Origin of the sequence: Gemmata palustris (assembly GCF_017939745.1) — a bacterium.
Classification (GTDB): Bacteria; Planctomycetota; Planctomycetia; order Gemmatales; family Gemmataceae; genus Gemmata; species Gemmata palustris.
In genome coordinates this window covers 3,057,774-3,079,309 of the sequence record NZ_JAGKQQ010000001.1, presented here as the reverse complement: position 1 = coordinate 3,079,309, position 21,536 = coordinate 3,057,774, and the positions used below count along the sequence as shown (strand labels likewise).

The window sequence follows — 21,536 nt, the reverse complement described above, 5'->3', positions numbered from 1 at the left end:
TTTGGTGGCCGAGACGTGTTTACTGCGTGTGAAGCGGGTGCCTTTCAGGACGGGCGCCGTCGGTTCAGAGCGTTGGCGAATGCCCCGAAATCAAGCCGATTGCAAGTCCTTCAGGTTCTCTTCCATCGCGGCGATTTGCTTCTCGACATCAGTCACCAAATCGCGCTGCTGTTGCACCACTTCGGGTGGGGCGCCGGCCACGAACTTCTCGTTCGCGAGTTTGGCCTTTGTGCCGTCGAGTGACTTCCGTTTGTCACCGATCTGCTTTTCGAGGCGCTTGATCTCGGCGCCCACGTCGATCAGCCCGGCGAGCGAAACGTAAGCCTCGAACTCGGGCCGCACGATGCCGCCGGCCTGCTTCGGCTTGGTTGCGGTCGGGCCGGCGGTGAGGGTCGCGATCCCCGCGAGCGGCCCGATGAACGTCGCGAGCGCATTGAAATCGGCCGCCACCGCATCGGACGATTTCACCGACACGTCGAGGCGCGTCTTGTCGTCCACCTGGTAGCGGTTGCGCACCTCGCGCACGCTCTTCACGAGATCCTGCATCCGCGCGAAGCGAGCTTCCACCTCGGCGCTCACCCATGCGTCGGGGTAGCTCGGCCACTTCGCGATGCACACACTCTCTTCGGCCTTCGTGGGTGCCGGGAGGCCGCGCTCGGGTGCGGCTTCGTTGAGCGCCTGCCACAGTGATTCCGCCACGAACGGCATCACCGGTTGCACCAACCGCAGGATACCATCGAGCACCCCGGCGAGCACGCGCTGCGCGAGCGGGCGCGCGGTGGCGTCCTTCAGGCGCCCCTTCGACATTTCGATGTACCAGTCGCAGAACTCGCTCCACACGAAGTCGTAGAGGAGCCGTGCCACGTCACTGAAGTGGTAGCCCTCCAGCGCTGCTGTCACGGCCTTCGTGGTGGTCGCGAGCCGGGAGAGCAGCCACTTATCTTCCGTGGGCAGTTCGTCCAACTTCACGGCGCCGGGCGCGTAGCCCTCCAGGTTCATGAGCAGGAACCGCGTTGCGTTCCACATCTTGTTGGCGAAGTTCCGGCCCTCCTCGAAGCGGTCGGAGCCCTGCTTCGCGGTCTTCAGTTCCGGGTCGTCTGTCGGCCACGGCCCGCCCGGGCGGAACGGCTGTTTGCACTCTGGACAGGCGAGCTTTTTCGTCCGCATGTACATGTGCTCTTGCTTCACCGGCACTTCCTTGCCGCAGTGTGGGCACACGTTCGACACCGGCAGCCGCGAATCCTGCGTTTCGGTGGCGAGCTTCACCATGCCGTAGCGCATCGCATCGGTGCCGTAACGCTCAATGATGTCGAGCGGGTCCACGCCGTTGCCCTTCGACTTCGACATACCCTCGCCGAATCCGTCCATCACCTTCGGGTGGATATACACGTGGCTGAATGGGATTTTGTCCAGGTTGTACAACCCCGTCAGCACCATCCGCGCCACCCACAGCGTGATAATGTCGCGGTTGGTCACCAGCACCGATGTGGGGTAGTAGTAGCGGTCCTTTTCCCAGTCGGGCGCCACACGACCCGCCTTCTCTTCGGGCAGCGCCGGCCCGGGCCAGCCGAGTGTCGAATGCGGCCAGAGCGCGGACGAGAACCACGTGTCGAGCACGTCTTCGGATTGGGTGAAGCCGAAGGCTTCAAAGTCATCGAAATACGCATCACGTTCCTCGCGCACGCACACGTGGAGTGTCAATGCGTCCTGATGTACTTGGACGGCGGTTTCCGCCGCGAACGTTTGATCAGCCCTCCAAGTGTTCTCCCACCAATCAGCAGCCGCGGCGAGGCTTGCCGCGTCAGGGTATGTCTTCGACCACACCGGGATGCGGTGGCCCCACCACAGTTGCCGGCTGATGCACCAATCGCGTTTTTCGCCGAGCCAGTCGAGGTACGAGCGCGCGTAACGTTCCGGGAAGAACTTCACGCGACCATCGGTCACGGCGTCCATTGTCATCTGGGCGAGGCCGGCTTTGCCGTCGTCGCGGTCCGCCATCTTCACGAACCACTGGTCCGACAGCAGCGGCTCGATCGGCGACTTGCTGCGGTCGCTGAACTTCAGCGGCACCACGCGGTCGGCCTTCTCCACATAGAGGCCGAGTTCCTCCATCTTCTTCGTCACGGCTTCGCGGGCCTTGTAGCGGTCCATCCCCCTATATTCGCCGCCGTTCTCGTTGATCGTGCCGTCGGGATTCAGGATGTTGATGATCCCGATTTCCGGGTGGCGCTGCCAACAGGCGTAGTCGTTCGGGTCGTGGGCGGGCGTCACCTTCACGCAGCCCGTGCCGAGCGTCGGGTCCGCGAGTTGGCCGTCAGCGATGATCGGGATCTTCCGCCCGGTGTGCGGCTGCATCACGAACTTGCCGATGAGCGCCTTGTACCGCTCGTCGCTGGGATGTACGCACACCGCGGTGTCGCCGAGCATCGTCTCGGGTCGCGTGGTGCTGAACGAGATGAAGGTATCGGCTTCGCCGTCCACGGCGTACTTGAACGTCCAGAACCCGCTCTTGGTGTCCTCGGTGTACGTCTCGTCGTCGGCCACGGACGTTTGCAGGTGCGTGTCCCAGTTCACCAGCCGCTTGCCGCGGTAGATGTAGCCGTCGCGGAACATGCGGAAGAACGTCTCGCGCACGGCCCGGGCGCACACCGGATCGAGCGTGAACCGCGTTCGACTCCAGTCGCAGCTCGCGCCCATTTCGCGGAGCTGGCCGAGGATGCGCGTCTCGTACTTGTCCTTCCACTCCCAGATGCGCTTCACCAACTCGTCGCGGCCCAAGTCGTGGCGCGTCTTCTTTTCCTGGGCGAACACGAGTCGCTCCACCACGGATTGCGTGGCGATACCGGCGTGGTCGGTGCCGGGCATCCAGAGCGCGTTATAGCCCTGCATCCGGCGCCAGCGGATCAACACGTCCTGGAGCGTGTTGTTGAGCGCGTGCCCCATGTGAAGCGCGCCGGTCACGTTCGGCGGCGGGATCACGATGGTGAACGGTTTCCTAGTAGAATCCGGCTTGCTGTGGAAGTACCCGCGTTCCTCCCAGAACGTGAGCCACTTCTCCTGGGCCGCCTTCGAGTCGTATGCCTTCGGGAGTTCGGTCGCCATGTCGTTACCTAATTGTCACGGGGCCGGAGCACACAAGAGATTGCAAACGTGAATAGCGCCGGGCCGCAAGCCGGTGTTTGGTTTGTGCCCTCTCCCCTTGCGGGAGAGGGTCGCCGCGCTTCGCGGCGGGGTGAGGGGTGCATCCATAATCAGGAGGTTACCCCTCACCCGTCTCGCAAAGCCTCGCCACCCTCTCCCGCAAGGGGAGAGGGCGAAACCCAAAGCCAACCCGTTAGCCAACCCGTTGCCCACGTTTGCAATCGGTTCCCGTCCCCGGTGTGTTTCGGGATCGTTTTGGGTGAGGAAGAGTTTACCGCCCGGGTCGGTCCTCGTCCTTGAACAGCTTGAACTCGATCGCATCAACCAGCGCCAACCACGACGCCTCGATGACGTTCTCGCTCACGCCCACTGTGCCCCACACGTCCGCGCCGTCGCGCGATTCGATCACCACGCGCACCCGGGCTGCGGTGCCGGCGCGCGGGTTCACGACGCGGACCTTGTAGTCCGTTAACTGCACTTCGTTGAGGCGCGGGTAGAACCGCACGAGCGCCTTGCGGAGCGCGCCGTCGAGCGCGTTCACGGGGCCGTCGCCCTCGCTCGCGGTGTGCTCGATCTGCCCGGCGACCTTCAGTCGGACCGTGGCCTCTGTGATGGGCGTGCCGTTCTCGCGGGCCTCGATGTTAACGCGGTACGTGACCCGCTCGAACCACGGCTTGTAGAGCTTCAGCTTCTTCTCGACTTCCCACGGCTTGTGCTCTTTGGCGACCTTCCGCACCAGCAGGTCGAACGACGCTTCCGCCGCCTCGAACTCGTACCCCTGGTTCTCCAGGTCTTGCACCGCGCTCAGGATCTTTGTCATCAGCGCCTTGTCGTGGTTCAGCTCGTATTTCGCGGTCTTCGTCAGGATGGTCGAGTGCCCGGACAGTTCGGACACCAGAATCCGGCGCTCGTTGCCGACGGCCTCGGGCGTGATGTGTTCGTAGGTCGTCGGGTCTTTCGCGACCGCGTGCGTGTGCATCCCGCCCTTGTGGGCGAACGCGCTGGCCCCCACGAACGGCTGACCCACGCGGAAGTTCATGTTCGCCAGTTCGTAAACGTAGCGCGACGTTTCCGTGAGCCGCGCGAGACTCTCGGGCCGCAGCACCTCGTGCTTGTACTTCAGCGCGAGGTTCGCGATTACGCTGAGCAGGTCCACGTTGCCGCACCGCTCACCGATCCCGTTCATCGTGCCCTGAACTTGCGTCGCACCGGCCCGCACCGCGGTAAGCGAGTTCGCGACCGCCAGTTCGCAGTCGTTGTGGCAGTGGATGCCCACCTCGCACGGCACTGCGCGCTTCGCGGCCCCCACCACTTCCGCGATCCGCTCGGGCATTGTCCCGCCGTTGGTGTCGCACAGAATCACGACGCTCGCGCCCGCGGTCGCTGCGGCCTGGAGCGTCTTCAGCGCGTACTCGGGGTTCGCGCGGTACCCGTCGAAGAAGTGTTCCGCGTCGTAGAACACCTCGCGCCCCTGGCTTTTGCAGAACGCCACCGAGTCGGCGATCATGCGCAGGTTTTCTTCGAGTGTGGTGCCGAGTACCTCTGTAACGTGGAAGTCCCACGTCTTCCCGACGATGGTGACGACCGGCGTTTTGGCGTCGAGCAGCGCCTTCAGGCAGGTGTCGGTTTCCGCTGGCGCGTTCTTCCGGCGCGTCATCCCGAACGCGCACACCTTCGCGTGCTTCAGCGGCAACTCGCGCACCGCCTGGAAGTATTCAAAATCCTTCGGGTTCGAGAGCGGGTAGCCGCCCTCGATGTAGTCCACGCCGATCTCGTCGAGCCGCCGCGTGAGCAGCAGTTTATCCTGCAGGGAGAAGTTCACGCCCTCGCCCTGGCTCCCGTCGCGGAGCGTGGTGTCATAGATGGAGACGCGCATGACTGTTGGCTCTCGGCTGGAGACGTTAGCTACGGAACCCGGCGACGTTCACGCGATTCAGTTCGGAGCGGGGGCTGTTGGTCGCTGGTTTTGGACCAGCGGGAGAGCAACACCCGTCCCAAAAAAGAAAAACCCCGAAGCAGGCGCTTCGGGGTGCGTGCGGTAAGAGTACCGACCCCGAAGTCACCCGGTGGTAATAACCACGACCGTCGCAATAATGGCAACGGTGCGCACGCCCGGCGCGGCGGGAATCGCGATCGCGGCGGTTCGGGTGCGTGGGGTGAACACGGTTCGGTTCTCTTGATGTCGAAGTAAAATTACACCGCGCGCGGGCGGAGTCAAGCGCGTCACGCGAAGATCGCGTCCACTGATAGACGCCAGCCGGGGACCGCGGGTTCGGCGTCGGCGACATCCCCGCGGTGGAAAATGGCACGCAGGTCATTCGTGCGGCCCGGACAAGTTTCCATTCCACGACAGAAATAGGAAACCGCGGGAGGCGCCTTGCAGGGTGGACTGGATTTCTACAGGGCTACTCAGAGATTGAAACTGGCTGATTAAGCGCCGCCAGTGCCCGTTCGGGTGTGGCAACGATGGTCCGAACGGCCGCTGCAATGGTGCCGGCACCGAGGCGCCGTAGCAGGTACACGGCGACGTTCCGCAGTGACGCCAGTACCCGCGGTGCCGCGCCCCGGCGGACCCGGCACCGGTCCTCGCCCAGGGTCACGTCGCGGATGTGGTGCAAGCTCTCGATCCCCCAGTGGGTGCGGGTGTACCCGAGCAACGCATCCGGTGGCGCAGCCACCGGGCTCAGGCTGGAGATCCCATACACCATCTCCACGGTTGCTTTCCCACCGACCCGGCGGGTGCGCTCGAGCCGGAATACCTGTTGCACCCCGGGCCACCGGGTCAGGTACTCGTTGAGCCACGTGGTGGTGGTAATGGTCCGCCGCTCGATCCGCCCGTGCCCCTTGCTCAACTCACACGCGGTACCGGCATCCCGGTCCCACAGGCGCTGTAACCCGGGGGGAAAAGTCGCCCCCGGCGCCGGTGGCGAACGTGGCTTCCAGGTCCGCGTGCAGCGTACCTTGGTTGCTCTTGGCGTACAGGATGTAGTCCCCGCCCCGGTCTTGGACTGCGGTGCACACGTCCGGCTGGGTAAAGATGGCGCCCCCGGTGACCACGGCTCCGCCCAGCGGGGGCAACACGCCCAACAACCGCAGCGCCGCCTTGTGCTCGTTGGTGGTGGCCTCGACCGTCATCTGGGCGACCACGGCCGCGGCGCCCGGGGCATACGCGGCCAGCAGGTGCGCGCCCGGTACCTCGCCGTCCCGGGAGCCCCGCAACCGCTTGCCGTCCAACGCGATGTGTTCCCACCCCTCGGGATGCCGCTCCCCCAGCCACGCGCCGATGATCCGGTCCAGGTGGTCCGGGTCCAGGTTCCGCAGCAACCCGGCGATGGTGTTGGGGCACGGCATGTTCCCGTTCCTGAACCCCAGCGCGTGCCCCAGTCGCTTCTGCCGCAGCCGACCGAACTGCGCAATCGCCTCGGGCGTGGTATGCCCGGCCATCACCGCCACGAGGCACAGGGTCAACAGCCCCACCAGCGGGTACTGGCGCCCGTGACGGCTCCGCGGATCCGGCAACTCGGCCAACCGCTCGACCAGTGAACGGGACATATACAGTTCCTCGCTTGGAGCTGCACGCATACCCAAACGCTACACCTTACCCAAGGCCAATCCGTGCGGAGCCCTGTGGATTTCTATGAGTGTGTTGATTTCGTCCAGCACCTCGTCCAAGTTGTCGAAACTGATCTCGAATAGCTCGCTGCATTCCTGCATGGCGGCCGCGTGAGGAGTGCCCTCGCTGATTTCTGCGGCCTCGGCACGCACCCAATCCGCCCTTGCGTGCCGGACGCGGAAATCAGGACTTCCGGAGCGGCCGACAACAAGTTCGTCGTCTCGTCGAGTAACAGTGAGCCCGTAGCTAGTTAACGAGCGGAAAGCGGTATCGAGGTCACAGGCGCCCGACTGAAAGAAGACCATACAATACGCGGTCATATGACACTATCTCCAGACAAAACACGTGTTCACTCATCAACACGCACGCGGCCCGCGCGAAGCACATTTAGCGCGTCGCCGGGCCGCAATTCCATCACCCGATCCACCTACTTCTCGACGGTGATCTTCACCGGTTCGCTGGTCAATTCCGTGCCCTTTCCGCCGTCCTTGTCGGAGAGCTGGTACTTGGCCGAGAGCTTGTACTCGCCGGGGCCGGTCCAGTAGACGAAGCGCGACGAACCGCGACTGCCGTCCGAGAGTTGCTTCACCGGGATCTCGTGCGACTTCCCCGCGGCCAGCGTTACTGCGTTGGGCAGGCGGAAGTCGGCGGTGAACGCCAGCCCGCTGTTCATCGCCACCGTGCCGGGGCCGCCGGTCAGGTCGAAGGTGAACACGTTCGGGTCGCCGCCCACATAGATCGTGACCTCTTCCTTCGAGGTGTTGGTGAGTTGGAGCACGAGGTCCACGGCCGGGGGCTTGGGCGAGCGCACCGCTTCGCCGTCGGCCTGCTTCTTCACGATCGCTTCCAACTCCTTCTTGTACTCGTCGGCCGTTTTGCCGCCGCCGTCGAACTTGTACTTGTCGGTCTTCGCGACCAGTTTGAGGGTAATTGGTCCCGCCGGCTTCTTGTCCTCCGCCGACACCGACGCCGCGAGCACGAACAGGGCCGCGACCGCGAGTACGAACAGTTTCATGGCAACGCTCCCGAGATGTGAAGCGGGCGATACAGACCAGACGGAGCGCTCCTCGTGCCGGATTGCGGAAGACTTCAAGAAAGTGCGACGAACGGCTCGCTCGCGACGTGCCGCAGTCCCCAGCGCTGGTCGTCGCGCGCGGGGAAGTCGCTCCGGAAGTGCGTGCCGCGAGACTCGTCGCGTGCGAGAGCCGACGCGATCATCAGGCGCGCGATCGTGAGCAGGTTTTGAAGTTCCCAGCCGGTCTTCCCATCGAACTCGCGGGAAAGGGCGTACCGGCACCAGAACCGCAGGTCTTCTTTGGCTTCGAGCAGTCGCGTGCGCTCGCGGACGATCCCCATTTTGCGGACCATCAAGCTCCGCAACGACGCCATGAGGTCCGCGAGGTCGAGTCCGGTGCCCTCTTCGGCGGGGGGGATCGCGGAGCGGATCGGGTACGCGATCATGTCGCGCGGCATCTTGCGGATCGCGTCCGCCGCGCCGCGCCCGCAGAGCGTGCCGTACACCAGCCCTTCGATCAAGCTGTTCGACGCGAGCCGGTTCGCGCCGTGCAGCCCGCTGGAGGTCACTTCGCCCGCGGCCCACAGACCCGGTACCGTCGTGCGCCCGTGTTGGTCCACGGTCACGCCGCCGACCATGTAGTGCGCCCCGGGGCGCACCGGGATACGGTCCTTCGTGATGTCTAACCCGAAGCTCTTGCACACGCGGTTGATACCGGGGAACCGGTTCAACACCATCACTGGGTCGAGGTGCGCGAGATCGAGATAGACGTTCGGGTGTTGCGTCTTCTCCATCGTGCGGAAGATGGCGCGGGCCACCACGTCGCGCGGTGCGAGTTCGCCGCGCGGGTCGCTCGCGGGCATGAAGCGCTCGCCGTTCACGTCCCGCAAGTACGCGCCCTCGCCGCGCACCGCTTCGCTCACGAGGTAGCGCGCCGAACCCGCGACGTACAGCACCGTGGGGTGGAACTGCATGAACTCCATGTCCCGGAGTTCCGCGCCCGCGCGGTACGCCGCGGCCATCCCGTCGCCGGTTGCGACGGGCGGGTTCGTCGTTTCGCGGTACACCATCCCGCACCCGCCGGATGCGAGAATCACTTGCTTCGCCCAGATGAGGAACTTCCCCATCCCGTTGCGCGCGACCACCGCGCCGCAGCACGCGCCTTCGTGAGTGAGCAGGTCGATAGTAAAGGTGTCGTCCCAGATGCGGATGTTGGGCCGCGTGCGCGCGTAAGCGATGGTAGCGCGCATCATCTCGAAGCCGGTCGAGTCGCCGAGCGCGTGAACGATGCGGCGGTGGCTGTGCCCGCCCTCGCGGGTGAGCGCGAGCTGGCCGTTCTCCTCGTCGAACTTCGTGCCGAACTCGATCAGTTTTTCGATCTGGTGCGGCGCCTCGCGGACCACGAGTTCCACCACCTCGCGGTCGCACAGCCCGTCGCCCGCGACGAGCGTGTCCTCGACGTGGTTCTCGAACGTGTCCTCGGGGGAGCGCACGCCCGCGATGCCGCCCTGCGCGTAGGAACTGTTGCTCTCGGTCACGCGGTCCTTCGTGACGACGAGCACCGAGAGATCGGAGGGGACTTCGAGCGCGGCGCGCAGCCCGGCGATTCCCGCGCCGATGATGAGTACGTCCGCGAACCGGTGGAACGTGTCGCGTGCGTCGAAGGAAACCAGATAGCGGTTCGCAGCGGACATGCCTGGACCCGGGCGATCGGGTGGAGAAGTTTCTGTCAACGTATGAAGAAGCCCCGGGCCTCGTCTCGCACGTGTGTGAGGCGAACCGTGCGTCCCGTGGTATCATCCCCTGCACCGCGTGCCCCACATCTTCCACGCAGCGCGCGCCGGCTAACATTTGCTAACATTTTGAGCCGGGACCGGTTTTACACCCACCCGCACCCCGCGAACTCCTGCTATTTCCAGCGTTTTCCGCATTTTCGCTTCTTTATGCCCCGGTGTGGGGGCTAACATTGGCTGACATTTCGGGCCAGGGAATGAGCGACGCGGGGTCTTTTTTCGAGCGAATTCGCTCCGCGAGTATGAACCGTGTCTGCCCTCACACACAACAAAAGCCGCGCTAGCGTTATCAATGGGCGCCACCTCTTAATTATAGTGTACAAATTAACAAAAAACAACTAAAAATGCCCATTGAAGTGCCGAGAGTTGCCCCCCGCGTACCTTTGGACGCAGCATTGCCAAAGGTCCGCGGGACGCGGTTGTTTGTCATTGGGGAGTGACGGGATGCGGTTCCTAACCAGCCGGATGCGGGTCGTCGATCAGGTGGCGTTCGCCCGCGATGGCCGGCGGCTGTTTGCGGCGGGGACCAACGTTCCCGACCTCCGCTACGAACCCAACAACCGGGGCATCGACGTCTGGGACCTGGCCGGCGGACCGGCCCCGGTCTCGCAACTGCTCGCCGACCAACTGATTGCCGGGTTCGCGGTCAACCCGGCGGGTCGGTGGCTCTACGTCGGGACCGGGTACGATTACCCGGACGAGCACACGTCGGCGTATTTTGCGATCGACCTGACGAACGGGGCCGTGACCCGGTTGGGGTGGAGCGGCGGGAACTCGTTCGTCCTGGACACGCACCCCTCCGGCGAGTGGTTCGTCGGGCACGTTTACAGGACGGATTGGCGCACGAGACGACTCGTCCGCTGGCGCCAATTACCCGCCGACGCACCGACCGAGGACTGGGAGATCGCGCCGTCCGCGAGTCGCTTCTCCACCTCACAGATCGCGTGCGCCCCGACCGAAGAGCTTATCGTCACCCACGACATCGAGAGCGGTATCGCCGTTCGGGACCAGGTGTACGAACTGGTGACCCGCGATCCCGGCACCGGGCAGGTTCGTGGGAAGATCCCGATCCCCGGGCGGACCGTGAATCAACTCCTGTTTTCCCCGGACGGCGCGAGCCTCGTCGTTCGGGGTGGGCCGTCGTTGTTGGTCTGGGACGCGCGCGACCTCGCCCGCAAGCCGCAGAAGATTCGCGGGGCGGGGCGGGGGCACTTCACGGGGGTGGCGTTCGACCCGACGGGGCGCTACCTCGCGGCCGCGAGTAACGACCAGAGCGTGAACGTGTACGAGACCGCGACGTGGGGCCTCGCGCGGTCGTTCGCCTGGGACATCGGCCGGATGCGGTCCGTCGCGTTCAGCCCCGACGGGCTACTCATGGCGGCGGGGAGCGATGTTGGCCAGATCGTTCTCTGGGACATTGATTTGTAGCGCTCTGGTCCGTCGCGCCACGCGCTCGCGGTAAGGGGCGCGGCCCAACAAAACGAGTCGGCCCCTCACTTCGGTTTGGAGCGAGGGGCCGACTCGAGTTCCGGTGTTACCGATTCGTAGGTCGGGCTGTGCCCAACACCTGCCAACATCCAGCTCACCGGCACCGCCATCACCGGATGAGCGGTACGCCCCGAATCAGCCGGCGGTGCGGCGCCGGGTTCGGCGCGCGTTTGAACTGTCAGGCTGGCACAACGCCCTGCACGACTCGACGCTCCCCGATCAGGGATACGTGCTCTGAAGGTTGGCATCCCATCCAGGGGCAGTTGAATCTAGCCACACCAGAAACCCCGCAACGGTGTTGTGCAGCGGAGTCATTGTGGACCAGTGCGGATCAAAATTCGCGTTCGGCGGTGCGCCGTAACCGGTCGGGAATCCTGTCTCCTCAACTACCCAAGATGCGGCTGGGCCGATTCCGCCGAAGAACGCATTGATCATCGCGACCGTTGCCTGCGCATAGTTCTGCGGTTGGGCGTTGGGGTTTCCGACTCGTGTGCTTATCGCCGCGCCCAACACCCCATAGCGAACTCGCTGATGGTGCTGCTGACAGAGCTGAACGACTGGACCGACATCAGCGTTGTTAACGGGCATATGTGGCGCCCTCGTAGGGGATCTAACCTGACGGAGGTTCTTCTGTGGCCGAACATATAGCTCACCGGCCGCGGCGATGGGCTAGCCGTTCTGAAAACAGCGTATTTAACCGCGGTCCGGTGCAGCGCCGGGTTCGGCGCGACGACCTACTCCTACAGCAACAGTAACGGACTGAACCTCGCGCTGCAAATAGTTGTCCCACCTCGGTAGACTATTTTGAACGGGGGAACACTTATGGCGATGACCCATGAGCCATGTGCCTACTGCGGTGGGTGCCAGCACCCACGTGAGCGGGGGCACGTCATCCAGCGGAGCCTCTACCCCAGTTCGGTTCCCTCAAATGTCCAGCGGCCGACGGTTCCGGAATGTGCAGAGTGCAAGAAAATCTGGCAGGATGCCGAGTCTCAATTCCGCAACGTCGTGCTGGTCGCCGGGGAGGCGAACGATTCTGTGACGGAGTTGTGGAACGGTCCAGTTATCCGGAGTTTCGACAAGCCGAGCGGGCCGCGCTGGCTCCGCGACCTCGCCGCGCAGATAGTCCCGGTGGAGACTACGGCTGGCCCTCGGCGTGCAATCTACCCGGACCGGGACCAGCGGGTGATGATCGTGATGCGACGGATCATCCGCGGCTTCTGCCATTATCACAACCTCGGGACCGCAATCGCAGACTGCCGAGTGTTCGCCCAAGTGATGCGGTATGAGATCCCGCCGGCGTTCTGGGTGCGGTTTGTACCGAACAGTCTTGGTGATCAGTTTTGCCGGTACTGGTATTACGACCTGCGGGATGAAGACCCAGACCATCACTCTTCCTGGGTGATAGAGTTCTTCGGTCGAACGAGGTTCTTCGGTATCGTTTCCGCGAACGAGGCTGGTTGGCCGGAGCATGCGGCGTAGTGGGCATGTTTCACAACACGTCGGCAACGAACAGCGTAGTGCCTCGGCCCTTTCAGCCGCCTCCCCCCAACCGAGCCTGTGTTTAGTGTGTGAGGCTTCGCACACTAACGCGGGACCTGATACGCCCCCGCGCCACGCACGCCGAGGCCGAACGCGTTCGCCGGGCCACAGTTACCGCGCGAGCGCTGCCTTCACACGATGCGCAATAACAGGGTAACGGGTCCGTGCGAGGAACGCCCGCGCTTTCACACCCGCTCTCAACCCGGCTACCGCCGAACAATACGCTCGCCGGCACCGCCATCATCGGATGAGCGATGCGTCCCAAGTCAGCAGGCGGTGTCAGGTGCAGCGCCGGGTTCGGCGGCTACCTGGAGGGCTGCAACTCCATGTCCAGATACCCCGTCCGCAGTTCGGGGCAGTATCGCACACCCGGCACAGGAACGTTGTTGGGCGGCGCAAGCTTCGGCGAGGGTAGCACGCCCTCCGATCCGACCCGATACTTGCCGGCGGGCAACTCGATCAGGTGTCCGGCCGCGGGCTTCGCTCCCGGCAGCCCCAGGAACACCCGGCCGACGACGACCTCCTCGTCGGGTTTGAGTTGGACGGTGTCCTGGATCGGGCGGCCCGCGATACCGCCGGCCCCGAGGGCCACCACCCCCTTGTCGGCCGTGCCCGAGTACCACGTACCGGCAGGGTACGACAGGAGCACGGCCCCACGATCCTGGACGTTGCGGATGACCACCTCGAACTCGGCCACCACACCGGACGTGACCCGCTGAGGTTTGGTGGCCGGGCGGAGGCCGGCTTGGAGGCCGTCTACCGGCTTGCCCCAAGCCGTCGCGGTGCCCCCGCCGGGACGCGGATCGGCGGCCCCACCTCCCGGAGTCCCACACGTCAGGACGACACCGACCATGAGCAGGCCCGCAATTCGCATGAGTAGCCCTCCTCCGCGGCCGAACATACCGCTCACCGGCACCGCCATCACCGGATGAGCGGCGCGTCACATGTCAGCGGGCCGGGTCAGGTGCAGCGCCTGGTTCGGCGTGCCTTGTGGTGATCGGGTGCCGCGGACCGTTCGTGTACTGCGCCCCCTCATGCACCCACCTGGTTCCCGGCCCGATTTCCGGCTGCATCACGGCACCCGGCTCGATCACACCCCGGAACGTGCGGATGATCGGCAAGGGCAGCTGTGCAAGGTCGTGTCGGTCCAGGCACTCACGCAACCGTTGCCACCCACTCGCGTGGTGCGGGAAGTGGCAACTCGACTCGAAACAGCAATAGGTGACGCCCGCTCGGAACGTGACCGCCAGTTCCACCTCTGCGGCATCCGAGGTGACCGCGGCGACGCGCACGCCGTAGTACCCGGGGCCGCCCCACGGGTCGCCGGTCCAGAGCCGACCCCGATCCACACAAAGGAACTCTGCGAAGGCCAGCGTCAGACGGTCGTCGAGATCGGCCAACCTACCTCTCCGAGGCCTCTTCCGCCGAACATACAGCTCACCTGCCCGGCCGCGATACCAGTCACGACAACCACAAGCCGGTGAGCGGCAGAAAACAGATCACGTGGCTGGGTCAGGTGCAGCGCCGGGTTCGAGGGGGGCGCCCGCAACCGCGGTGCGGCAGGCGATGTGGCGCAGGAGAGCCACGAGGGAACGGGCGCCAAAGTAGCCGCACAGGAGCAGCAGGGCCGACAACGGCCAACTCGCGATTCCTGGGTCGAACGACAAGTAGAGCCTGTCGAGCGCGGCGCCCCACCACCGGGCGCTGCCACTCGGAGATACGCCCGTCATACTCGAGAAGGCGAAGAGTACGACGAGGTACCACCCGCTCGCCAGGGCCACCAGCGCGGTGAGCAGCAGACGCACGACCATCACGCCCGCGCCAACATGCGTTGCCACCGTTTCGCCCTCTGGTTGCCGAACAACAAACTCACCGGCACCGCCATCACCGGATGAGCGGCGCGTTCCCAGTCAGATGGCAGACCCCGCTGCCGAGCCCGCAGTTACGTTGTGAGGGCATTCGGCACCGTCGGGCACAGCCCGACCTACGAATCGCCCGTGTCGATCACTTCTTCTCCTGGATCAGCTTCTGGAACTTGTTCTTCGAGTCCTCGAAGCCGGGCGGGGCGACGGTCGCCCCGCCGCCGACACCGGAGCTGTTGAGCTTCGCGCCCGGGGCAACTCGGCCGCCCGCGCCCCCGAGGATGGGGGCGCCCGGGGCGCCGGGGCCGGCCGGAGGCGCCTTGTCGCCGGCGGTCAGCTTGTTCACGTCTTTGCGGAGGTTCTCAACGTGCCTCTCGTAGTCCTCCAGGAACTTCTTGTACTCCGCGTCCGTGAAGCCCTGCTTCTTCTGGAACTCCTCGTCGTAGCGCTTTCTCTCGAAGTCTTCGAGCCGCAGTTCGGCCGTCTTCAGGCGGTTCCGCGCGTCCTCTTCCATCGCGCCCTTGGGGGGCGGACTGGAGCCGAGGCCCTTTTGGGACGGATCGTGCGGCTGCTTCGACTGCTCCTTCGCCATCTGTTCGAGTTGCTCCTTGAGCTTCTGATCTTGCTCCGCGTCACCGCCCGGCTTCTTGCCCTCGAGTTCCTTTTGTAGCTTCTCGCGGTTCTCCTTGCCGATCTTGTCGTCCAAGTCTTTTTCGGCCTTCTCGCGCGTCTTGTCGTCCTTCGATTGAAGGTCTTGCGCCTTCTTCATGAGGTCCGCGAGCTCTTCCTTTGACGGTTCCTTGCCGGCTTTACCGTCCTGGCCGTCCTTTTCCTTCTGGGCCTGTTGCTGCTCCAGTTCCTTTTTCAGATCGTCGAGCTTCTTCTGTGCGGCGGCTTGTTTGTCCTTGTCGCCCGACTGGAGGTCCTTCATCAGTTGCTCGGCCTCCTTGCGGTTCTTCTCGCCGACCATCTTGTCGAGCTTCTGCTGCGCGGCCTGTTTCTTCTGGTCGTCGCCGCTCTGGAGATCTTTCATCGCGTCGGTGATCTCCTTCATCTGCTTCTCGTCGGGCTTCGCGCCGCCCTTCGGGTCACCCGGCTTTCCGCCCTTGGCGTCCTTCATGGCGTCGTCGATCTTCTTCTGCGCCGCGTCCTGCTTGTCCTTGTCGCCCGACTGAAGATCCTTCGCGGCCTGTTCAAGTTCCTTGCGCTTGTCTTCACCGACCGCCTTGTCGAGCTTGTCGCGCGCCTCCTGCTTCTTCTTCTCGTCAGGGCTGGTGAGGTCTTTCGCGGCCTGTTCCAGTTCTTTGCGCTGGTTGTCGTCGAACTTGGGGGCGTTTTTCGGATCGCCTTTGTCCCCGCCTTTGGCGTCCTTCATGGCCTCTTTGATCTTGTTCTGCGCGGCCTGTTGCTTGTCCTTGTCGCCCGACTGGAGGTCTTTGGCGAGTTGCTCGAGTTCCTTGCGCTTGTCCTCGCCGACGGCCTTATCGAGTTTGTCGCGTGCCTCTTGTTTCTTCTTCTCGTCCGGGCTGTTGAGATCTTTAGCGGCCTGTTCCAGTTCCTTCATTTGCTTTTCGTCGGGCTTTCCGCCGTTTTCGCCGTTTGGTTTGCCCGGCTGCTGTTGGGCCTGCTTCTTGAGTTCTTCGAGCTTGCGCTGGGCGTCGGCGCGGGTCTTCTCATCCGGCGACTGGAGGTCGTTCGCCAGCTTCTCCATTTCCTTGCGCTTGTCCTCACCGATGGCCTTGTCGAGCTTGTCGCGCGCGTCCTGCTTCTTCTTCTCGTCGGGGCTGGTGAGGTTCTTGGCCGCTTCCTCCAGCTCCTTTCGCTGGTTGTCGTCGAGTTCCTTCTGCTTGGGTGGTTCTTGGTCTCGCCCGCCGTTCGGTTGGGCGCCCTCTTGCGGTTGCGGCTTGTCCGACCCTTTGTCCACGCCCGAATTGCCGGTGTTCATAGGCGCGTTCTTGTCACCGGCCGGCTTGGTCTCGGCCGCGCCGGTGCCGTTGGGCTTCGTCGGCTGATTCGCGTCGCTCTCGGGCTTCGGTTCGGGCGCACCCATCCCGCCGCCGGTCATCATGTCTTCGGCGGGTTTGGGTTTGTTTTCACCCGCGGCCGGGGCCTGTTTCGGCTTCGCGTCGCCCGCGTCCGGCTGCTTGCCCTCGGACTTCGTCCCGCCCATCGGTTGGGGTTGGTCCTTCGGTTGGTTGGGCTTATCGCCGCCCCGAGTCGGCTCCGGCATCGGCTTGGCGCGGCTACCCGCGTCCGCGGCCGGGTCTTTCTTGTCGGCAGAATCTGATGCGCCGGGTTGTTGCCCGTCGTCCTTTTGGGTCGCGGGTTTGGCCTTGGAACCCGAGTTCGGGTCTTGCTTTTGGGGCGAATCCTGCTTCTGGTTCGGGTCTTTCGGAGCCGGCTGGGGTTCCTTGGGCGACTCCTTCTCGGCGCCGGGTACACCGCCCACCTGTTCGTCGCGCGTTTCGGACGGCGCGCTGTTCTTCTGGCCCGCTTTGTCGTTAGTTGGCTTCGGCTCGTTGGGCTTGGGTTCCGGCTTCGGGGTCGCCGGATCGCTCGGTTTTTCGAGCGTTCCCTCGGGCTTACCACTCCCCGGTGCCGGTTGGTCCTGCATCGGTTTCATCGGGTCGTTGGGCTTGGGCTCCGGCTTCGGCTCGGTCGCGTTGCCCATGTCGCCCGCGGGCGGTTGCTTCTTCGGCTGCGCGGGGTCGGTGCGTTCCGGCCCGCTGGCAGTCGGGTTCGACTTCCCGACTCCGCCGTCTTTGTCCTCTTGCTGGATCGCCTTGTTGAGATCGTCGGCCTTCTTCTCGACGGCCTTATCTTCCGGCGTCTTGGGCGGAGGAGCTTCCGGCATGGGCGCATTCGGCGCCCCCATGCCGCTCGGGTCCGTGCCACCCATTGGCTTCGGGGGCATGTCGTCCTTGCCGCCCTTGGGCATGGGGTTGCCCATTGGGGTGCCCATATCGGACATCCCGCCCCCCATCGGCTGGTCTTGCTTCGGGGTACCTTCTTTGCCCTTATCCTTGTCCTTGTTTGGCGGTTGAGGCGCCATCGGATCGGGCGTGCCTTCCTTGGTGCCCTCGCTGTTTTTCGGCTCCGGGTTCTTGTCCTTTGTCGCCGGATTCGGTTGGCCACCCTTCGGGTCGCGGTTCTCTTGTTCAAACTGTTGCTGTTGTTGCGCGTTGTGCTTCTGTTCTTCGGTCTTGCGGTTTTCCTTTTCCTGATCGAGCTTCTTCTTGTCCTGCTCCTCGACCTTCGGCGCGGTGAGTCGGACGCGCTTCGCGACCGAGCGGCCCACGTTTGGCTTCGGCTCGGTGCAGTTGTCGGTGGCTTCCAGGTAGAACTCGATCACCGTATCGGGCTTGAGTTCGAGTGGGAGCCCGACCGGGTCCGCCTTGAGTTGCGCGAGGTCGACCGAGTCCTTGTAATCGACGTCGGTGGGCCAGGTCTTGTCCTTCGCGCGCTGGAAGGACCGGGCCTTGCCATTCAGGTACGGCCGGTCCAGTAGCGGCCGTTCGACCGGCGACACGATCTTCATCTTGAGCGTGATCGTGTCGATGCCGAAATCGTCGCCGACTTTGGCGTCGATTACGATCTGCCCGTTCGTGGGGGCGGTGATCTCTTCTTCTTCCGGCTTGTTGATGGTGATTTCCGGCGCCTTGTCCGCTTCCACGAGGATGCGCGACTGGAACGCCTCGGCGCTGCGTTCGCCGGTGGTCGCATTGAAGGTGAGCTTGTAACTCCCCGTTTCCGCGAGCTTGAACGTGAACTGGAGACTGTCTGGCTTGCCCGCGATGGCCGCTTCGGTGACGCGCGTGCCGCCCGGCTCGATGACCATTAGCCCGTCGCGCACGTCACGATTGGTGCGCCCGACGAGCGTGACCGTTGTCCCACGCGGGGCACGAATCTGCGGGTCCGTCGCGGTCTCGGCCTTGCGTCGGAGGTACGCCGGGTATTCGTAAGCGGCCTGGAACTCGGTGAACAGCGGCAGCGAGCGAACCGTGACCTTGTATTCGGGGGTCACCGCGTCGCCACCGGCGACCTTGTACCAGAAGCCGTTCTGCACGAGGTGATCCGGCACGCGGAGCTCAAAGTCCCGTGCCGTATCACCCGGCACCATCGGCAGTTCGGTATAGTTCGGGTCGACCGGATTATTCCGGATCAGCAGGCGCACGCGATCGGGGCTGTTGGCGCCCGGGATCTTCCCGCCGACGTGGACCGCGACCGTGATCGGCTGCCCGACGGTGATGGTGAATTCGGCCGGGTCGGGCTTCACGAGCGTGAGTTGTGTTTGGGTTACGATCACGCCGGAAGAGAACGGGACGAACGTGCGGCCCATGAGCGAGGAGAACTGGGCCGGTCGGAACACGAAGAACAGCACGATGAGCGTGAGGAACAGTGCGATCGAGGCGCCGCCGAGGTAGAGCAGTCCGCGGTGGTCGACGGCCTTGTTCACATCGGCCGCGGCGACGGACTTCGCGGCCCGGTTCGCGAGCGCGGCCCTCACGGTTGCGTTCAGCGTGCCCTGTTGCTGGGCGTCCACGTACCCGGTGACGCTGTTCTTGGCGTCATCAATGGTGCTCTCGACCCGTTTGGCCGCGTACAGCGGGTTGATTTTCTTGCGGAGCGGGCTGAGGATCGTGAAATACGCGGTGGCCGCGAACGCGGCGAAGAACCCGAGGAGCGCGAACTGGCGCACCCACTCGGCGAGCCCGAGATACTTGTCGAGCAGGATCATCGCGGTGGTGTAAACCAGCACGAACGCGACGAGAACCAGCCCACCGAACGTGAGGTCGTGGGCACGGATGCGGCTGGTCGCCTGGGCGATTTGCTCGTCCACCCGCGAGTCGTTCTTCGCGGCGGCTTCTGCTTGCTCGAGAACCGCGGCCATGTATCGATCTCCGGGGCAGCGCTCGGGCTGCCGAAGGGCTGTTAACCGCCCGAGCGCACTGCGGGGCGCAATCCACCAGGGATTATACCTCTTAGACGGCCCACCGTCACAGAGGGATTGCCCGGCATCCCGTACTTGGGACACAAGTTACAATTGCGGGACGGAATCCAATGACTGGGGGAATCGCCCGTGTCCGACGAAGCCGCATTTCTCGGCGCGATCCGCGAGTACCCGGACGAGGACACCCCGCGCCTGGCGTTCGCCGATTGGCTCGACGAGCAGGGCGATTCCACGAAGTCCGAGCGCGCGGCGTTCATCCGCGCGCAAGTGGAACTGGCCCGATTACCGAGTGACGACCCCAGGTGCGTGGATCTCGAAGTCATCGAACGACAGTTGTTGGCGAAGAACGTGGGCGCGTGGGCCGCGCCTTGCCCGGCGTTTCAGAATTGGGAGTACGCTGGAGAAGGTCCGTATCGGGCGGTCTTCCGGCGCGGGTTTCTGGAAGCGGTTGACGGGTTAGGTGTTCCGGGAGGCACGAGCACCAACTACTTCGCCGAACTTTGCGCAGCGCACCCGATTCGTGATGGTGGCGTGTTTCCCACGAATAACCTCGCGTCTACTGCGAGTTGGCCGGAATGGGGGCGGATCGAATCACTCAAGTTGTGGGCATCTTTCACTGCCCGTCATCCTGCCTCCTATCCCGGTGAGCAATTCCAGCAAGTCGATTCGTTCCTCCAGCACGCGGATCTTACCCGGCTGCGAAAGTTGGGCCTCACGTTACCCGAAATTGGCGAGCGTAGCGTCCTCCACTGGTTCCGGATGCCGCTCTTTCGGCAGCTTACGGGATTGGATCTTGCGGTGTGGGCGCGGGACGTTCCCCAGAACGGGGATTTGGTACTTGAGTTAGCCAACGGGGACTTTCCGAACCTTCGCAAACTCTATTTGTCCAGTATCCCGACCGCTGCCTATACTCGCGCTACGAATCGGTTCATCAATTCGGATACGTGGAAGCGAATTACGAGTTTACATTTGGGAAATGGAAGCGATTTTCCGTGGATACGAGCGCTTGCGACAGCGCGACTCCAACGGCTGGCGCTAACCGCTAGTGTTGGCTCGGGCACGGCTCAGGCGTTTGCTAACGCGGTGCTGGCCGTTCCAGATCCTGTAACACTGGAAGAGTTGAGGTTGCACGGACCCGGAACGCACGGAGAAGACCTGTCTCGTATTCTCGCATCACACTTCGTCTCGAACCTTCGGTGGCTGCGCTTCGATCACGCAGAATTGACCGACGATGATTTGAGGCGAATTGCGGAATCGCCGGCGCTGGCGAACTTGAACTCGCTTTCTCTCTGGCTTCACCATACCGCTGGCGCGGGATTGCACGCGCTGTTCGCGTCACCGAACCTCGGCCGGCTTACGGACCTTCAGATTCACGGTGGTCGGGTTCCACCAGACGCGATTCGGGCGCTCGCGCGCAACAGTTCCTGCCGGGGCCTTCGGACGCTGACACTGGGTTCCTTGTTCGTGCCGTCCGCACTGACCGCGCTCGCGGACGGAGACGTGTTCCCCGATCTGCACACGATCGCGTTCGAGTGTTGGCGCCCGTCGCCTGATCCGTCTACTGTTGAGGCGTTCGTGAACTCGCCCAAATTTCCGCGCTTGTGCGTCGTCCACTTCGGTACGGATTCGGATTATGTGCAAGACCTACTGCCCGTGTTCCGAAACTGTAAGCGCCTCGCGTGGGCGGGTGGTGAGATGATCGACGGCGGAGACGGTACGCGCGTCGCTCTCGTACCGGAAAACGTGTACCTCCCGAACCACTTGGACGGCCTGAGTGAGTGAGAGCCGTGCGCCCTTCGCGTACCGCGCCGTTGCAATCGCGAAGGAAACGTAAACGAGGTACCTGGGCCACAAGCGAGCGACAACATGGCCTCAGCGCTTGACGCGCAGCCCCTGCCCCTGCATCGCGGCTTCGACCTCGTCCTTCGTGAGCCACGGCAGATCGCCGGGAACGGTGTGCTTGAGCGCGCCCATCGCGGCGCCGTAGTCGAGCCCCTTCTTCAAGTCGCCGTCAATCAGCCCGGCCGCGAGCACGTCCCCCGCGCCCAAGCGGTCCACGATTTCGACCTCGTACCACTCGGATTCGTGCGTGACGCCGACAAGACTGAGCAGACACCACCCGCGTTCTCGT

At 64.1% G+C, this 21,536-nt stretch carries 16 protein-coding genes; 3 read left to right on the top strand and 13 right to left on the bottom strand.

What is annotated here, in order from left to right; genetic code table 11:
* Nucleotides 1-90: 90 nt before the first annotated feature.
* From J8F10_RS12495 to nadB, 7 genes are all read right to left on the bottom strand, one after another.
* Nucleotides 91-3,102 carry a valine--tRNA ligase gene (locus tag J8F10_RS12495; protein WP_210654135.1) on the bottom strand — a complete coding sequence of 1,004 codons (3,012 nt, stop codon included), beginning with the start codon at nucleotides 3,100-3,102 and terminating at the stop codon, nucleotides 91-93.
* 310 nt (nucleotides 3,103-3,412) lie between these two features.
* Complete coding sequence (gene cimA / locus J8F10_RS12490; protein WP_210654134.1) at nucleotides 3,413-5,017, bottom strand: citramalate synthase; 1,605 nt, start codon at nucleotides 5,015-5,017, stop codon at nucleotides 3,413-3,415.
* A 529-nt stretch (nucleotides 5,018-5,546) separates the two neighbouring features.
* The gene (locus tag J8F10_RS39825) at nucleotides 5,547-5,993 is read right to left on the bottom strand and encodes an ISAs1 family transposase (protein ID WP_210653679.1); all 447 of its coding nucleotides are present in this window, start codon (nucleotides 5,991-5,993) and stop codon (nucleotides 5,547-5,549) included.
* Between the two features lies 1 nt (nucleotide 5,994).
* A complete protein-coding gene (locus J8F10_RS39820; RefSeq protein WP_210653680.1) occupies nucleotides 5,995-6,693 on the bottom strand; it encodes an ISAs1 family transposase in 699 nt (232 codons plus the stop codon).
* A 39-nt stretch (nucleotides 6,694-6,732) separates the two neighbouring features.
* A complete protein-coding gene (locus J8F10_RS12475) occupies nucleotides 6,733-7,074 on the bottom strand; it encodes a hypothetical protein (RefSeq protein ID WP_210654133.1) in 342 nt (113 codons plus the stop codon).
* Nucleotides 7,075-7,181: 107 nt separating this feature from the next.
* On the bottom strand, nucleotides 7,182-7,769 hold the full coding sequence (locus tag J8F10_RS12470) for a hypothetical protein (protein WP_210654132.1): 588 nt from the start codon (nucleotides 7,767-7,769) through the stop codon (nucleotides 7,182-7,184).
* Nucleotides 7,770-7,843: 74 nt separating this feature from the next.
* Nucleotides 7,844-9,463, bottom strand: a complete 1,620-nt coding sequence (gene nadB / locus J8F10_RS12465; RefSeq protein WP_210654131.1) for an L-aspartate oxidase — start codon at nucleotides 9,461-9,463, stop codon at nucleotides 7,844-7,846.
* 543 nt (nucleotides 9,464-10,006) lie between these two features.
* On the opposite strand from nadB, the gene J8F10_RS12460 reads away from it, so the two are divergent.
* Complete coding sequence (locus tag J8F10_RS12460) at nucleotides 10,007-10,990, top strand: WD40 repeat domain-containing protein (RefSeq protein ID WP_210654130.1); 984 nt, start codon at nucleotides 10,007-10,009, stop codon at nucleotides 10,988-10,990.
* Nucleotides 10,991-11,269: 279 nt separating this feature from the next.
* Here the strand turns inward: J8F10_RS12460 and J8F10_RS12455 are convergent, their stop codons facing one another.
* Entirely contained in the window at nucleotides 11,270-11,638 is a 369-nt protein-coding gene (locus J8F10_RS12455) for a hypothetical protein (RefSeq protein WP_210654129.1), read from the bottom strand.
* Nucleotides 11,639-11,872: 234 nt separating this feature from the next.
* Here J8F10_RS12455 and J8F10_RS12450 point away from each other — a divergent pair, with 234 nt between their 5' ends.
* On the top strand, nucleotides 11,873-12,532 hold the full coding sequence (locus J8F10_RS12450; protein WP_210654128.1) for a hypothetical protein: 660 nt from the start codon (nucleotides 11,873-11,875) through the stop codon (nucleotides 12,530-12,532).
* A 364-nt stretch (nucleotides 12,533-12,896) separates the two neighbouring features.
* Here J8F10_RS12450 and J8F10_RS12445 read toward each other — a convergent pair whose 3' ends face one another.
* The 4 genes from J8F10_RS12445 to J8F10_RS12430 form a co-directional block, all read right to left on the bottom strand.
* A complete protein-coding gene (locus J8F10_RS12445) occupies nucleotides 12,897-13,466 on the bottom strand; it encodes a hypothetical protein (protein WP_210654127.1) in 570 nt (189 codons plus the stop codon).
* A gap of 73 nt (nucleotides 13,467-13,539) precedes the next feature.
* Entirely contained in the window at nucleotides 13,540-13,992 is a 453-nt protein-coding gene (locus tag J8F10_RS12440) for a hypothetical protein (protein ID WP_210654126.1), read from the bottom strand.
* Between the two features lie 99 nt (nucleotides 13,993-14,091).
* Nucleotides 14,092-14,430, bottom strand: coding sequence for a hypothetical protein (locus J8F10_RS12435; RefSeq protein ID WP_210654125.1), 339 nt, complete (start codon nucleotides 14,428-14,430; stop codon nucleotides 14,092-14,094).
* 166 nt (nucleotides 14,431-14,596) lie between these two features.
* Nucleotides 14,597-19,345 (bottom strand): DUF4175 family protein, encoded by a 4,749-nt coding sequence (locus J8F10_RS12430; protein WP_210654124.1) that lies wholly within the window; start codon nucleotides 19,343-19,345, stop codon nucleotides 14,597-14,599.
* 189 nt (nucleotides 19,346-19,534) lie between these two features.
* Here J8F10_RS12430 and J8F10_RS12425 point away from each other — a divergent pair, with 189 nt between their 5' ends.
* The gene (locus J8F10_RS12425; RefSeq protein WP_210654123.1) at nucleotides 19,535-21,187 is read left to right on the top strand and encodes a TIGR02996 domain-containing protein; all 1,653 of its coding nucleotides are present in this window, start codon (nucleotides 19,535-19,537) and stop codon (nucleotides 21,185-21,187) included.
* 90 nt (nucleotides 21,188-21,277) lie between these two features.
* On the opposite strand, the gene J8F10_RS12420 is transcribed toward J8F10_RS12425, so the two are convergent.
* Nucleotides 21,278-21,463, bottom strand: a complete 186-nt coding sequence (locus J8F10_RS12420) for a hypothetical protein (protein ID WP_246523220.1) — start codon at nucleotides 21,461-21,463, stop codon at nucleotides 21,278-21,280.
* Nucleotides 21,464-21,536 lie beyond the last annotated feature (73 nt).

Coding starts and splice junctions, on each gene's coding strand:
- J8F10_RS12495 (WP_210654135.1), bottom strand. CDS start 3,102: ATGGCGACCGAACTCCCGAAGGCATACGACTCGAAGGCGGCCCAGGAG.
- cimA (WP_210654134.1), bottom strand. CDS start 5,017: ATGCGCGTCTCCATCTATGACACCACGCTCCGCGACGGGAGCCAGGGC.
- J8F10_RS39820 (WP_210653680.1), bottom strand. CDS start 6,693: ATGTCCCGTTCACTGGTCGAGCGGTTGGCCGAGTTGCCGGATCCGCGG.
- J8F10_RS12475 (WP_210654133.1), bottom strand. CDS start 7,074: ATGACCGCGTATTGTATGGTCTTCTTTCAGTCGGGCGCCTGTGACCTC.
- J8F10_RS12470 (WP_210654132.1), bottom strand. CDS start 7,769: ATGAAACTGTTCGTACTCGCGGTCGCGGCCCTGTTCGTGCTCGCGGCG.
- nadB (WP_210654131.1), bottom strand. CDS start 9,463: ATGTCCGCTGCGAACCGCTATCTGGTTTCCTTCGACGCACGCGACACG.
- J8F10_RS12460 (WP_210654130.1), top strand. CDS start 10,007: ATGCGGTTCCTAACCAGCCGGATGCGGGTCGTCGATCAGGTGGCGTTC.
- J8F10_RS12455 (WP_210654129.1), bottom strand. CDS start 11,638: ATGCCCGTTAACAACGCTGATGTCGGTCCAGTCGTTCAGCTCTGTCAG.
- J8F10_RS12450 (WP_210654128.1), top strand. CDS start 11,873: ATGGCGATGACCCATGAGCCATGTGCCTACTGCGGTGGGTGCCAGCAC.
- J8F10_RS12445 (WP_210654127.1), bottom strand. CDS start 13,466: ATGCGAATTGCGGGCCTGCTCATGGTCGGTGTCGTCCTGACGTGTGGG.
- J8F10_RS12430 (WP_210654124.1), bottom strand. CDS start 19,345: ATGGCCGCGGTTCTCGAGCAAGCAGAAGCCGCCGCGAAGAACGACTCG.